Raw genomic sequence first — 13,795 nt, 5'->3', positions numbered from 1 at the left:
TTAGGCTATCCCCAAGGCCATCAGATTAGGCCCAATACATGCAGCTCCTCACGATCGGAATCAACCACCACACTGCGCCAGTCGCCTTGCGCGAACGCGTGGCGTTTCCGCTCGAGCAGATCAAACCGGCGCTAGGCGCCCTGAAGGAGATCTGGCTGGGGCCGCGCGCGAAGGGGTCGCCCGAGGCGGCGATCCTCTCGACGTGCAACCGCACGGAGCTGTACTGCGCCACCAACGACCAGGCCGCCCGCGACGCGGCGGTTCACTGGCTGTCGAAATATCACAATCTCCCGGTTTCGGAACTCGCGCCGCACGTCTACGCGCTGCCGCAGTCGGAAGCCGTGCGACACGCGTTTCGCGTGGCGTCGGGGCTCGATTCGATGGTGCTCGGCGAAACGCAGATCGTCGGCCAGATGAAGGACGCCGTACGCACCGCGTCGGAAGCGGGCGCGCTCGGCACGTATCTGAACCAGCTGTTCCAGCGCACGTTCGCGGTCGCGAAGGAAGTGCGCACGACCACCGAAATCGGGGCGCAATCCGTTTCGATGGCCGCGGCCGCCGTGCGGCTCGCGCAGCGCATCTTCGAGAACATTTCCAGCCAGCGCGTGCTGTTCATCGGCGCGGGCGAAATGATCGAACTCTGCGCGACGCACTTCGCCGCGCAGAATCCGCGTGAACTGGTGGTCGCGAACCGCACCGCCGAGCGCGGCGAAAAGCTCGCGGGCCGCTACAACGGCCGCGCGATCCCGCTCGCCGACCTCCCCGCGCGGATGCACGAATTCGACATCATCGTGTCCTGCACGGCGTCGACGCTGCCGATCATCGGCCTGGGCGCGGTCGAACGCGCCGTCCGCGCGCGCCGCCATCGCCCGATCTTCATGGTCGATCTGGCCGTGCCGCGTGACATCGAACCCGAAGTCGGCATGCTGAACGACGTGTTCCTCTACACCGTCGACGATCTCGGCTCGATCGTGCGTGAAGGCAACGCGTCGCGTCAGGCGGCGGTCGCGCAGGCCGAGGCGATCATCGAGACGCGCGTACAGAATTTCATGCAGTGGCTCGACGCGCGCAGCATCGTGCCCGTGATCCGCCACATGCACACGCAGGCCGACGCGCTGCGTCGCGCCGAAGTCGAACGCGCGCGCAAGATGCTCGCGCGCGGCGACGATCCGGCGGCGGTGCTCGAAGCGCTGTCGCAGTCGCTGACCAACAAGCTGATTCACGGCCCGACGCACGCGCTCAATCGCGCGAGCCGCGAGGACCGCGACCAGCTCATCGACCTGATGGGCGGTTTCTACAAGCACGGCGGCACGCTCCCCGATCCGTCCTCCGGCTCCGGTTCTTCGGGCAACTCCGGCCTTTAGCGGCCTTTTTCCCGCATTCCCTGCTGCTCCGTGGCGCTCACGCACGGACGCTTCCTTTCCAGCATCAATTCTGCGGAGCTTCGCTCCACTCCCGCCCGATGAAAACGAGCATGCAAAGCAAGCTCGACCAGCTCACACGACGGCTGGCCGATCTCAATGGCCTGTTGAGCCACGAAGACGCGACGTCCGACATGGACCAGTACCGCAAGCTCACGCGCGAGCACGCGGAGATTGGTCCGATCGTCGAGCAGTACGCGCTCTGGCGCCAGGCGCTCAACGACGAAGCGACCGCGCAGGAACTGCTCGCCGATCCGTCGATGCGCGATTTCGCCGAAGATGAAATCGGCGAGGCGCGCACGCGGATGACGCAAATCGAAGCCGATTTGCAGACGATGCTCTTGCCGAAAGACCCGAACGACGAGCGCAACATCTTCATCGAAATCCGCGCGGGCACGGGCGGCGACGAGTCCGCGCTGTTCGCGGGCGACCTGCTGCGCATGTATCTGCGCTTCGCGGAGCGCAATCGCTGGTCGGTCGAAACGATGTCGGAAAGCGAATCCGATCTCGGCGGCTACAAGGAAGTGATCGTGCGGATCGCGGGCCAGGGCGCGTATTCGCGGCTCAAGTTCGAGTCCGGCGGACATCGCGTGCAGCGCGTGCCCGCGACCGAAACGCAGGGGCGCATCCACACGTCGGCGTGTACGGTCGCGGTGATGCCGGAAGCCGATGAACTCAGCGAAGTCGTGATCAATCCGGCCGATTTGCGCATCGACACGTTCCGCGCGTCCGGCGCGGGCGGCCAGCACATCAACAAGACCGATTCCGCCGTGCGCGTGACGCACTTGCCGACGGGGATCGTCGTCGAGTGTCAGGACGACCGCTCGCAGCACAAGAACAAGGATCGCGCGCTGAAGGTGCTCGCCGCGCGCATCATGGACAAGCAGGCGCACGAGCAGCACGCGAAGGAAGCCGCGACGCGCAAGAGTTTGATCGGCTCGGGCGACCGTTCGGAGCGGATTCGCACGTACAACTTTCCACAGGGCCGGATGACCGACCACCGGATCAATCTGACGCTCTACAAGCTCGACGCCATCATGGACGGCGATCTCGACGAACTGATCGGCGCGCTCGTGAGCGAACATCAGGCGGAGTTGCTCGCGGCGCTGGGTGACGCGGAGTGACGACGGTCGCCGAATTGCTGCGCGGCTCGCCGCTGCCGTCGTTGGAAACGCGCATTCTGCTCACGCACGTGCTCGGGTGGCGGCGCACGGAACTGATCACACGCGATTCCGAACCGCTCGATACCGCCGCGGTCGAGCGGTATCGGACGCTCGAAGCGCGTCGCGCGGATGGCGAACCGATCGCCCAACTTGTCGGCGTGCGCGAATTCTTCGGCCTCGAATTCGAGGTGACGCCGGACGTGCTGATTCCGCGTCCCGAAACCGAATTGCTGGTTGAAACCGCGCTCGCGCACATCGAGACGATTGCCGCGCCGCGCGTGCTCGATCTCGGCACGGGCAGCGGCGCGATTGCCATCGCGATCGCGTCCGCGCGCGACGACGCGCACGTGTGGGCGGTGGACCGGTCGCAAGCGGCGCTGGACGTCGCGCAACGCAACGCCGCGAAGCTGCTCGATGCGGCGCGCGCGGGCGGCGCGCTCACGTTCGTCCACAGCGACTGGACGCAGGCGCTCGATCCGTCGCTGCGCTTTCACGCGATCGTGAGCAACCCGCCCTACATCGCCGACGACGATCCGCATCTCGAACAGGGCGACCTGCGGTTCGAGCCGCGCGGCGCGCTCACCGACGAAGCCGACGGCCTTGCCGCGATCCGCGCGATCATCGAAAGCGCGCCGTTCCTGCTCGTGCAGAACGGCGCGCTCTGGCTCGAACACGGCTACGACCAGGCGGCGGACGTCCGCGCGCTGCTTGCCGCGCGCGGCTTCACCGGCGTGCAGTCGAAAACCGACATCGCCGGCATCGAGCGCATCAGCGGCGGGATTTTCACCGCCTGACGCGCGGCCCGCCACCTGAACCCGTCTGAACGAAATCCGCTATCATTTCAATGTCAATAAGCAGATTCGCACGATAAACCCTCAGTACAAAACGTCCCGCAGGAACGCCATGGAAACGCAAGAACGCATCAAGCAGATCGTCGATCAAAACCCGGTCGTCCTTTTCATGAAAGGCACGGCGCAGTTTCCGATGTGCGGCTTTTCCGGCCGCGCGATTCAGGTGCTGAAAGCATGCGGCGCCGACAACATAACGACCGTCAACGTGCTCGATGATGAAGGCATCCGCCAGGGGATCAAGGAATTCTCGAACTGGCCGACCATCCCGCAGCTCTACGTGAACGGCGAGTTCATCGGCGGCTCGGACATCATGATGGAGATGTACCAGTCGGGAGAATTGCAGCAACTGTTCGCCGCTGCCTGAGTCCCGCTCCCCAGTGAACGCGCCCGCTGCCGTGCCGCGACGCCTGATCGTCGCCATTACCGGGGCAACGGGCGCCATCTACGGCATTCGTACGCTCGAAGCGCTGCGGCGTCTCGGGGCGGTGGAAACGCATCTGCTCGTTTCCACCGCCGGCTGGCTCAACATCCAGCACGAACTGCAACTCGATAAAGCCGAGGTCCACGCGCTCGCCGATGTCGTGCACAGCGTTCGCGACGTCGGCGCGAGCATTGCGTCCGGTTCGTTTTCCACTGACGGCATGATCGTCGCGCCCTGCTCGATGAAGACGCTCGCCAGCATCGCGCATGGCCTGTCGGACAATCTCATCACGCGTGCCGCGGACGTCGTTCTGAAGGAACGTCGTCGGCTGGTGCTGCTCGTGCGCGAAACGCCGTTCAACCTCGCGCATCTGCGCAACATGACCGCCGTCACCGAAATGGGCGGCGTCATATTCCCGCCGCTGCCCGCGTTTTATCACCGGCCTCAGTCGATCGACGACATGGTCGATCACACGGTGGAGCGCGTCATCGATATGTTCGCGCTGCGGGCGCCGCTTTCCACCGCATGGCGCGGCATGCGCGGCGAGGCGGATTGACAACGTCGGCGACACAATTCGTTGCTCCTGCCGGCGTTTATCCACTCGTACGCAAAGCCTATAGTGCAAGCATTCCCTTTTGAGGTTTGCTGCAATGGACCGACTTCCTGGCGTTTTCATCTCCCACGGCGCACCGTCGCTGCCGATCGATCCGTCGATGCCCTCCGCCGAGTTTGCTTCGCTCGCCGACCGGCTGCCGCGCCCGCGCGCGATTCTGATGCTGTCGGCGCATTGGGGCACGGCGCAGCCGGTCGCGAGCATCGCGACGCGGCCCGAGACCATCCACGACTTTTACGGCTTTCCGCGCGCGCTGTACGAACTGCGTTATCCGGCGCCGGGCGCGCCGGAACTCGGTACGCGCGCGGCCGGGCTGCTGACGGCGAACGGCATTCCCGCCGCGACGGCGGACCACGGGCTCGACCACGGCGCCTGGGTCCCGCTTCTGCTGATGTTCCCGGATGCCGCCGTGCCGGTCGCGCAGTTGTCGATCCAGCCGCGCCTCGACGCCGCGCATCACTATCGCGTGGGCCGTGCGCTGCGCGGGTTGCGCGACGAGGGCGTGATGATCGTCGGCTCGGGGCAGATCACGCACAATCTGCGCGCGGCCGATTTCGGGGCGCGTCCGGAAGATGCGGACCCGCGCGTGACGGAATTCACCGACTGGTTCGAGGCACGTCTCGCCGCGCGCGACATCGACGCGCTTCTCGACTACCGCCGCCGCGCGCCGCACGCGGTGCTGATGCATCCGACGGACGAGCATTTGCTGCCGGTCTTCAGCGCGCTGGGCGCCGCAAGCGACGATTTTTCGCTCGACATCCAGTCGCTCGGCACGTTCCAGAAGACGCTCGCGATGACGAATTACGTGTTCGGCGACGCTTGAACGCAACTCGAAGAAACGAAAAAACCCGCTCAGGCGGGTTTTTTCGTTGAAAGCGCGCTTGATACTTCAGGCGCCGACTTCGTGAAGAATGTCGTCGCGGCTTTCGCGTTCGTCGAGATAGTCGCTGCGATAGCCGGTGTGCACGCCCCAGTAGTAGAAAACCAGCGCGAGCAGCGCGACCGCCGCCATGTCCCAGCCGTACGGCAACAGGCCGCGTCCGCCGAATTCCTTGCTGCCGATCAGCGACATCACCGCCATCGCCGGCAGGTACGCGATCAGCCACCACGCTGCCTTCAGGTCGCGCCCCCAGCCGTCGAAACCGGTCTTGCGCTGAAAGTAGAAATACATCGGCAACGCGACGACCATCAACAGGATGATTTCGCCCGTCAGCGGCCACTTCGCCCAGTACAGCACGAGCGACGCGCACACGAACGCGAACGGCGCGATCACGCGCATGCCGGGAATCTTCAGCGGCCGGTCGAGGTCGGTCGCGGAACGGCGCAGCGCCATCAGGCTCACCGGCCCCGTCAGGTAGGAAATCACCGTCGCCACCGAAATCACGGCGGCGAGCGAACTCCAGCCGCGGAAAAAGAACAGGAAGACGAACGCGACGCCCAGGTTGAACCACATCGCCGGACGCGGCACGCCGTAGAACGGATGCACGATGCCGAAAACCTTCGGCATCGTGTTGTTGCGCTCCATCGCGTAGATCATGCGCGTAGTGGTCGCCATGTAGGTCGTGCCGGTGCCGCTCGGGCTGACGAACGCGTCGATGTAGAGCAGGATTGCGAGCCAGTTGAGGTTCAGCGCGAGCGCCAATTCGGCGAACGGCGACGCGAAATTGAAATGGTGCCAGCCCTTCGCCACGTCGGCCGGGGAAACCGCGCCGATATACGCCACCTGCAGCAGCACATAGATCACGAGCGCGAGCAGGATCGAGCCGATGACCGCGAACGGCACGCTCTTCGTCGGATTGCGCGCTTCGCCCGCCAGGTTCACGGGGCTTTGAAAGCCGTTGAAGCTGAACACGATGCCGCTCGTCGCGACCGCCGTCAGCACCGACGACCAGCCGAAGGGCGCGAACGTCGACGCCGTGCCGAAATTCTCCGAATGGAAGCCGGCGAACATCAGGCCGGCGATCGTCGCGCCGGGAATAAGGAACTTGAAGACGGTAATCGCGGAATTGGCGCGCGCGAAGACCTTGACGCCCCAGTAGTTCAGCATGAAATACACGATGACCAGAAGCGCCGACAGAATCAGGCCAAGCGTCGTCAGCGATCCGTTCACGAAGAGCGAATGCGCCCATTCATAAGGCCACGTGCTCATATATTGAATGGACGCTTCGGCTTCGATCGGAATCACCGAGACGATCGCGATCCAGTTCGCCCACGCGCTGACGAAACCGACTAGTGCGCCGTGTGAATAGCGCGCATAGCGCACCATGCCGCCGGATTCGGGAAACATCGCGCCCAGTTCGGCGTAGGTCAGCGCAATCGCCAGAATGACGACGGCGCCGATCACCCACGCGGCGATCGCGGCAGGACCGGCGATGCCGGCAGCGCGCCAGGCGCCAAAAAGCCAGCCCGAGCCGATGATGGAACCGAGCCCCGTCAGCAGCAGCGCGACCGGGCCAATGTTCCGTTGAATAGAACTCGTCACTTACTCCTCCTCATCTCGTAAAGCTTTCGCCGGAATGTGTTATCCGGCTGAAAGCCTCACCAGCCGGGCGTCCGGCAAGCCATTCGGCGACTGGTGCAACCCGTCGAAAGTCGCGTAGTTTAACGGTTGCACCCGCACAATGCAGAGGAGGAACTTGATGAATTCGCAAAAAAATGCGCAAGCGGATTCAAAGTTGACCGAAAATGCAAGATTCGTAAGCCTACTCCTCACAAATCTCAAAAAAGCCCCTTCGGCGTTGTCGGATTTATTGACCTTCCGATTGTTTCGCCGTATAAAGCTTCTTGCAGGATTTCAAGTGGCGAGTGAATTGGTCTTTCGTAGTTCGCCATCACGGTACTCCGGTTGGTCCCATTGCCCCTTCCTTGATTTTCATGCACACCCGGGCTTCGGCCTTATTCAACTTCTTCAGGAACAAGTAACATGGAAACCGGTACCGTCAAGTGGTTCAATGACGCAAAGGGCTTTGGCTTCATCACGCCGGACGGCGGCGGCGAAGATCTGTTCGCGCACTTCTCGGAAATCCGCGTCGAAGGCTTCAAGACGCTTCAGGAAAACCAAAAGGTTACCTTCGAAGTGAAGACCGGCCCGAAGGGCAAGCAAGCTGCGAACATCAAGCCGGCTTAAGCCTGCTGGATTCGCCCAAATTGCAGAAGAAAAACCCCGCCTCGGCGGGGTTTTTTGTTGGCCCACGGATTAACTCGCGGGCGCGAAGTCGCGAAGTGAATCGTCAGGCAAAAACGCGTTGCGCATAAATGCCGAGTCCCGTCGCCACGCTTGCAAGCCGGTCGCCGAAAACCGGCTGTGCGTCCGGGAACGCCGCCGCCAGCGAATCCGACAGAAACTTGAGCCCCGTCGAGCCGCCCGTGAAATAGACAGCGCCGACGCCGCTCGCATCGACGCCTGCGCGGCGCACGGTCTCCTCGGCCGCCTCGACGATACGACGCATCTCGTCGCGTCCCGCTTCGATCAGTTGCGGTTCGTCGAAGGCGATGCGCAGCGCTTCTTCCACCTCTTCCATGTCGATTTCGGTCACGCCGCCCGCCGCGACGTCGATCTTCGCTTCTTCCGCATGCGCGGTCAGCGCGTGGCCGAGCCGTCGGTCCACGACGCGCATCAGCCGCTGATGGTGACGCGGCTCCGTGTATAGATGCCGCATCAGCTGCATCTCGCCGACGCGTTTCGGCGCGTACACGGTGTTGATCAGATGCCACGTCGCGAGGTCGAAGTAGACGCGGTTCGGCACTTCGCGCCCTTCCGGATCGAGCGACTGGTAGCCGAGTTCGCGCAGGATCGTCGAGAGTTCGACGCGCCGGTCGAAGTCCGTGCCCGCGACGTGCACGCCGTGATGCGCGAGCACGTCGCTCTTGCGATCCAGGCGCTTCGCGCGCTCGGGCCCGACGCGCACGAGCGAGAAGTCCGACGTACCGCCGCCGATGTCCGCCACCAGCACGAGTTCCTCGCGCGCGAGCCGCGCCTCGTAGTCGAAGGCGGCCGCGATCGGCTCGTACTGGAAGTGGATTTCGCGCAGGCCGACCGCGTGCGCGCACGCTTCGAGCTGCTTTTGCGCGAGATGGTCGGCGCGCGGGTCGTCGTCGACGAAGAAGACCGGGCGGCCCAGCACCGCGCGCGAAAGCGGCTCGGCGGCGAGCACCTGCGCCTTCTGCTTCAGATGCTGGAGGAAGAGCGTGATGACGTCGGTGTACTTGATCGCCGAACCGTCGCCGAGATCCGTGCTCTGGTCGGCGAGCGGCGAACCGAGAATGCTCTTCATCGAGCGCATCAGGCGGCCGTCGAACCCGTCGATGTACGCTTCGAGCGCCGCGCGCCCGTAGGACTGGTTATCCTCGTCGGTGTTGAAGAAGACGGCGGTGGGCAGCGTCAGCGCCTCGCCTTCGACCGGCGCCAGCCGGATCGATTCGCCAGCGGGCAGTGCGACGGCGGAGTTCGACGTGCCGAAATCGATCGCGCAATAGGTCATGGACGTAGCGGCGCGGCAAAAGCCGTCGTCGCAAACAAAAAGTGGAGCGCGTTTTTATCACGATCCGGCGAAGCCATCAACCGATGCGCATAAATCCACGCCGGCGGAACAGAACTTGCTCGAAGGGCCGGTAATTTGTGCTCGCGCGGTCGTGCATGCCGGCGACTTTCTTCCTACGACATCGAGACGGCGGCCTCCACGCAATGAAGCAGATTCCAACGGAGCATGATTCGATCCAGCGGGAAAAAGCCGAACCGTCCCGGATCATCGAAACCGACTTGCCCGGGCGGCTCGACCGGCTGCCGTGGGGCCGCTTCCACACGCTGATCGTACTCGCGCTCGGCATCACGTGGCTGCTCGACGGGCTCGAAGTGACGCTCGCGGGCGCGGTCGCGAGCGCGCTGAAGACGAGCCACGTGCTGCGGTTCTCGAACGCCGACGTCGGCATTGCGGGCAGCGCGTATATCGCGGGCGCGGTGCTGGGCGCGCTCGGCTTCGGCTGGCTGACCGACCGCCTCGGGCGGCGCAAGCTCTTCTTCATCACGCTCTTTCTGTACGTCGCGGCGACGGCGGCGACCGCGTTGTCTTGGAATCTCGCCTCGTTCGTGCTGTTTCGCTTCCTGACGGGCGCGGGCATCGGCGGCGAATACACGGCGATCAATTCGACGATCCAGGAATTCACGCCCGCGCGCGTGCGCGGCTGGACCGATCTCGCGATCAACGGCACGTTCTGGATCGGCGCGGGTATCGGTGCGGCCGGATCGCTCGTGCTGCTCGATCCCGCCCTCCTGCCGCCCGACTGGGGTTGGCGCGCGTGCTTTCTGATCGGCGCGGTGCTGGGGCTCGGCATTCTGCTGATGCGCATGTGGGTGCCCGAAAGTCCGCGCTGGCTGATCACGCACAATCGGGCGGACGAGGCGAAGGAAATCGTCGAAGGGATCGAGGCGCGCTTTCGCGAACACGGCGTGAGCTTGCCGGATACGCCGGTCAAACCGCTGCGACTGCACGCGCGCGACCACACGAAGATCAGCGAAGTCGTCGATACGCTGTTTCGCGCGCACCGGCAGCGTTCGCTCGTCGGCCTGACGCTGATGACGGCGCAGGCGTTCTTCTACAACGCGATCTTCTTCACCTACGCGCTCGTCTTGACCGACTTCTACGGCGTGCCCGGCGATCATATCGGCTGGTACGTGCTGCCGTTCGCGGCGGGCAATTTTCTCGGGCCGATCGTGCTCGGCAAACTATTCGACGTGCTCGGCCGGCGTCGCATGATCGCCTTCACCTACGCAATGTCGGGCGTGCTGCTGACGATCTCCGGCTATCTGTTCGCGCACGGCATGCTGACGGTCACGACGCAAACCGCCTCGTGGATGGTGATCTTTTTCTTCGCGTCGTCGGCGGCGAGTTCGGCGTATCTCACCGTCAGCGAGACTTTTCCGCTCGAAATTCGCGCCCTCGCGATCGCCGTGTTCTATGCGTTCGGCACGGCGCTCGGTGGCATCATCGGACCGACGCTGTTCGGGCATCTCATCGACACGCACGAGCGCAGCGCGGTTTTCATCGGCTACCTGATCGGCTCGGCGCTGATGATCCTGGCCGCGGTCGTGGCGGGAATCTGGGGTGTCGCGGCCGAGCGCAAATCGCTGGAGGACGTGGCGCGGCCGCTTTCGTCCGTGGCCGAGGATCAAGAAGCCTGATGAAAATCAGTTAAAAATTGCAACATCTAGATATGTGAAGGTAAACGAGACGGCTTCGCTCTGACTAATCGGAAGAATCGCTTGCGTCGCGGCACTGCCGCATGGCGGTCAACCGACAGTTTCGGCAGCGAGGCCTAATGACACTTACTTCCTACCAGTACACCGCCGCATCGGCTAATCCGGAGCCCCGGCCCACGCCCCAGCGCTTCTCGCAAGACGCGCTTGCCCGGCTTTCCCGCGTGGACCGGCAACTGTTCGAACGATTCGGCCGAGGCCCGTCTGCGACGCCGGACTTTGCCCTCATCCATCTCGCATTCGAAGCACATGCAGCCGCCCGGCCCGACGCGATCGCCGTCCGATGCGCCGGCGAGTCGATCACCTACGGCGAACTCGATCGCGCCGCGCGTCGGCTTGCCGCGCGGCTCGCGTCGGAGGGTGTCGTCGCGGGAGATTGCGTCGCCCTCTTCGTCCACCGGTCGATACCGATGCTCGTCGGAATGCTCGCCGCGCTGAAACTCGGTGCGGCCTACGTGCCGCAGCACGCAGACGCGGCGCCGGAATCACAACTTCTGCACATCGTGGAAACGGCCCGGACGCGGGTCATTCTGACGCTCTCGACACTGCGCGACGTGGTGCCGGTGCCGGCGGGACACACCTCCATCGCCATTGACGAATTTCTTCGCGATGCGCCCCAACACGAGCCCGTTGGCCGGTTGCGTCTGGTCGGCCCGGACGCCGTCGCTATCGGACCGGACACCGTCTGTTTCGTGCTCTTCACCTCGGGCACCACGGGCAAGCCGAATGGCGTGAGGGTCACGCATCGGAACCTGTGCAACATCCTGCTGACGGACCCCGGGCGACTCGGCATGCGGCCTGGCGTGACGGTCGCGCAAATCCTGAGCATCGCATTCGACATGGCCGCGTGGGAGATACTCGGCTGTCTTGCAAATGGCGCAACGCTGCTGATCCGCGGCAAGAACATCAGTGAGACCGCGGAACAGGCGGACGTGCTGATCGCCACTCCGTCGATCCTCGCGACGCTCGATCCGCAGCGCGCCTGTCGAACCGCCGTCGTCGCGGTGGCGGGCGAGCCGTGTCCAACGTCGCTCGCGCAACGCTGGGCGGCCGGCCGCACCTTCTACAATGCCTGCGGCCCGACGGAAACGACCATCGTCAACACGATGCAGCATTACGAAGGCGGACGAGCGGCGTGCCTCACCATCGGCAAGCCGACGCCGAACAACACCGTCTACGTGCTCGACGCCGCGCTTGCGCCGTGTGCGATCGGCGAGACGGGAGAAATGTGGGCGGGCGGTGACTGTGTGACGGCCGGCTATGTCGGCAACGATGCACTCAACCGCGAGCGCTACGTGCCGGACCCCTTTCTCGGCGGCGGCCGTCTGATGTTCCGCACGCGCGACCTCGGACGATGGACGACGGACGGCGAACTGGAACACCTCGGGCGCACCGACGATCAGGTGAAGGTCCGCGGCTTTCGCGTGGAGCTCGACGCGATTTCGACGGTGCTCGAGGCCGCACCGGGTGTGACTCGTGCAGCCACGCTGCCGCTGAATACGCGTGATCTGATTGCGTTCGTGACACCGGGCGGCGTCGACACCGACCAGGCGCTGCAACATGTGCGCGAAAGTCTGCCGTACTACTGCGTGCCGGCGCGCATCGTGGCGATGGACGCTTTTCCGCTGACGACGCGCGGAAAAATCGACAAGCGCGCGCTCCTCGCTGCCGACGTCGCGCCGACTCCTCCCGCCCGCGAAACGCCCCTCTGTCCGGACATACTCGCGCTCTCGCGACGCGAGTTGCCGCCCCCGCATGGCTGGTGGCGGCGCCTCTTCGCGTCACCTGCGCTTTCGCATTACCACCGGCTTTTCGCGCTCGTCGTCGTGCTCAATCTGCTGCTGTTCGCCCACGCGGCGACCACCGGCGAATGGTGGCGCGAGCACGGCGCCGCGCTCGGCCCATTGCAGAACGCGGTCATCGCCAATCTCACCGTGGCGATCCTGATTCGACAGCAGTACGTGATCAACCTGCTCTTCTGGATCGCGACGCGCGCGCCGGTGAGCTGGCCGCTGCCGGTGCGCCGCATGCTCGGCAAGGTCTATCACTTCGGCGGGTTGCACAGCGGCTGCGCGGTCGCGGCAACGTTCTGGTACCTGATTTTGTTTGCATCGGCGGTCCATCTGGCGGTCCGTGGCGTGTCTGGTCCGTCGCCCGCGCATCTCGCCGTGAACGGTGCGATCCTGCTGCTGCTCGCGTTGCTCGTTGTCATGGCGCTGCCCGCCATCCGCTCGCGCTATCACGACGCGTTCGAACGCACGCACCGCTTCGGCGGCTGGGCGGCGCTCCTCCTGTTCTGGGTGCAGTCGCTCATGTTTCTCGACGATGAAAAAGTCGCGCAGACGCTCTCCGACTATCTTCTTTTCGCCGCGCCATATTGTTGCCTCGCCGCCGTCACCGCGAGCGTCATGCTGCCGTGGCTGCGCCTGCGCAGGGTGCGGATCCGGATCGAACGACCATCGCAACACGCGGCGATCGCACGTTTCGATCACGGCCCGCGCCCCTTTGCCGGATCGTCGACGAGCATCAGCCGCAGTCCGCTGACCGAATGGCATGCGTTCGCGAACATCCCGGCGCCCGGCGAGCCCGGCTTCCGGCTGATTATCTCGCGCGCCGGCGACTGGACCGGTCGCTTCATCGACGACATGCCCGAACACGTCTGGGTCAAGGGAATCACGACGGCCGGCGTCGCCAATATCGAGACGCTTTTCAGGCGCGTGGTGTATGTCGCGACGGGCAGCGGCATTGGCCCGGTGCTGCCGCATCTGCTTGCGAAGAAAGTGCCGATCCGACTTATCTGGGCGACGAAGAATCCGCGTGGGACCTACGGCGACGCCCTCGTCGACGAGATTCTCGCGACGCAGCCGGACGCGCTGATCTGGGACACCGACGCACACGGCAAACCCGATCTGCTGCAGCTCGCCTACGCGATGCGCGAGTCGTTCGATGCCGAGGCCGTGATCTGCATCGCGAACCGCAAGCTCACCCAACGGGTCGTCACGGGCATGGAAAGCCGGGGATTTGCGGCTTACGGCGCGATCTGGGATTCCTGAAACCCAACCGGCCCAATTTC

The 13,795-nt window shown here is 64.5% G+C and carries 11 protein-coding genes; 9 read left to right on the top strand and 2 right to left on the bottom strand.

The window, feature by feature from the left end; genetic code table 11:
* Positions 1-38: 38 nt before the first annotated feature.
* The 6 genes from hemA to AWB66_RS27010 all read left to right on the top strand — a co-directional run bounded on the left by hemA (position 39) and on the right by AWB66_RS27010 (position 5,292).
* Positions 39-1,364: a glutamyl-tRNA reductase gene (gene hemA / locus AWB66_RS27035; RefSeq protein WP_087633150.1), complete on the top strand. Its 1,326-nt coding sequence runs from the start codon at positions 39-41 to the stop codon at positions 1,362-1,364.
* A 98-nt stretch (positions 1,365-1,462) separates the two neighbouring features.
* Positions 1,463-2,545 (top strand): peptide chain release factor 1, encoded by a 1,083-nt coding sequence (gene prfA / locus AWB66_RS27030; RefSeq protein ID WP_087633149.1) that lies wholly within the window; start codon positions 1,463-1,465, stop codon positions 2,543-2,545.
* On the top strand, positions 2,542-3,378 hold the full coding sequence (prmC, locus tag AWB66_RS27025) for a peptide chain release factor N(5)-glutamine methyltransferase (RefSeq protein WP_087633148.1): 837 nt from the start codon (positions 2,542-2,544) through the stop codon (positions 3,376-3,378). Before prfA ends, prmC begins: the two co-directional genes overlap by 4 nt.
* Before the next feature lie 109 nt (positions 3,379-3,487).
* The gene (gene grxD / locus AWB66_RS27020; RefSeq protein WP_087633147.1) at positions 3,488-3,799 is read left to right on the top strand and encodes a Grx4 family monothiol glutaredoxin; all 312 of its coding nucleotides are present in this window, start codon (positions 3,488-3,490) and stop codon (positions 3,797-3,799) included.
* Positions 3,800-3,812: 13 nt separating this feature from the next.
* A complete protein-coding gene (locus AWB66_RS27015; RefSeq protein ID WP_087633146.1) occupies positions 3,813-4,412 on the top strand; it encodes a UbiX family flavin prenyltransferase in 600 nt (199 codons plus the stop codon).
* A gap of 94 nt (positions 4,413-4,506) precedes the next feature.
* Entirely contained in the window at positions 4,507-5,292 is a 786-nt protein-coding gene (locus AWB66_RS27010; protein WP_087633145.1) for a DODA-type extradiol aromatic ring-opening family dioxygenase, read from the top strand.
* A 66-nt stretch (positions 5,293-5,358) separates the two neighbouring features.
* Here AWB66_RS27010 and AWB66_RS27005 read toward each other — a convergent pair whose 3' ends face one another.
* Entirely contained in the window at positions 5,359-6,951 is a 1,593-nt protein-coding gene (locus AWB66_RS27005) for an APC family permease (protein WP_087633144.1), read from the bottom strand.
* 441 nt (positions 6,952-7,392) lie between these two features.
* Between AWB66_RS27005 and AWB66_RS27000 the strand changes: the two genes are divergently transcribed.
* A complete protein-coding gene (locus AWB66_RS27000) occupies positions 7,393-7,596 on the top strand; it encodes a cold-shock protein (protein ID WP_035936159.1) in 204 nt (67 codons plus the stop codon).
* Between the two features lie 103 nt (positions 7,597-7,699).
* On the opposite strand, the gene AWB66_RS26995 is transcribed toward AWB66_RS27000, so the two are convergent.
* The gene (locus AWB66_RS26995; protein WP_087633143.1) at positions 7,700-8,950 is read right to left on the bottom strand and encodes an Hsp70 family protein; all 1,251 of its coding nucleotides are present in this window, start codon (positions 8,948-8,950) and stop codon (positions 7,700-7,702) included.
* A gap of 203 nt (positions 8,951-9,153) precedes the next feature.
* Between AWB66_RS26995 and AWB66_RS26990 the strand changes: the two genes are divergently transcribed.
* Positions 9,154-10,647, top strand: coding sequence for an MFS transporter (locus tag AWB66_RS26990; protein ID WP_087633142.1), 1,494 nt, complete (start codon positions 9,154-9,156; stop codon positions 10,645-10,647).
* A 137-nt stretch (positions 10,648-10,784) separates the two neighbouring features.
* Positions 10,785-13,775 carry an amino acid adenylation domain-containing protein gene (locus AWB66_RS34095; protein ID WP_200819073.1) on the top strand — a complete coding sequence of 997 codons (2,991 nt, stop codon included), beginning with the start codon at positions 10,785-10,787 and terminating at the stop codon, positions 13,773-13,775.
* Positions 13,776-13,795 lie beyond the last annotated feature (20 nt).

The sequence above is a fragment of the Caballeronia telluris genome (assembly GCF_001544495.1).
GTDB lineage: Bacteria > Pseudomonadota > Gammaproteobacteria > Burkholderiales > Burkholderiaceae > Caballeronia > Caballeronia telluris.
Note: the sequence above shows the minus strand (reverse complement) of the source record. Positions and strands in the feature narration are given on the sequence as shown.

Bases quoted from the DNA above. Each gene is read 5' to 3' on its own strand.
- grxD (WP_087633147.1), top strand. From the start codon at position 3,488: ATGGAAACGCAAGAACGCATCAAGCAGATCGTCGATCAAAACCCGGTC.
- AWB66_RS26990 (WP_087633142.1), top strand. From the start codon at position 9,154: ATGAAGCAGATTCCAACGGAGCATGATTCGATCCAGCGGGAAAAAGCC.
- hemA (WP_087633150.1), top strand. From the start codon at position 39: ATGCAGCTCCTCACGATCGGAATCAACCACCACACTGCGCCAGTCGCC.
- AWB66_RS27000 (WP_035936159.1), top strand. From the start codon at position 7,393: ATGGAAACCGGTACCGTCAAGTGGTTCAATGACGCAAAGGGCTTTGGC.
- AWB66_RS27010 (WP_087633145.1), top strand. From the start codon at position 4,507: ATGGACCGACTTCCTGGCGTTTTCATCTCCCACGGCGCACCGTCGCTG.
- prfA (WP_087633149.1), top strand. From the start codon at position 1,463: ATGAAAACGAGCATGCAAAGCAAGCTCGACCAGCTCACACGACGGCTG.
- AWB66_RS26995 (WP_087633143.1), bottom strand. From the start codon at position 8,950: ATGACCTATTGCGCGATCGATTTCGGCACGTCGAACTCCGCCGTCGCA.
- AWB66_RS34095 (WP_200819073.1), top strand. From the start codon at position 10,785: ATGACACTTACTTCCTACCAGTACACCGCCGCATCGGCTAATCCGGAG.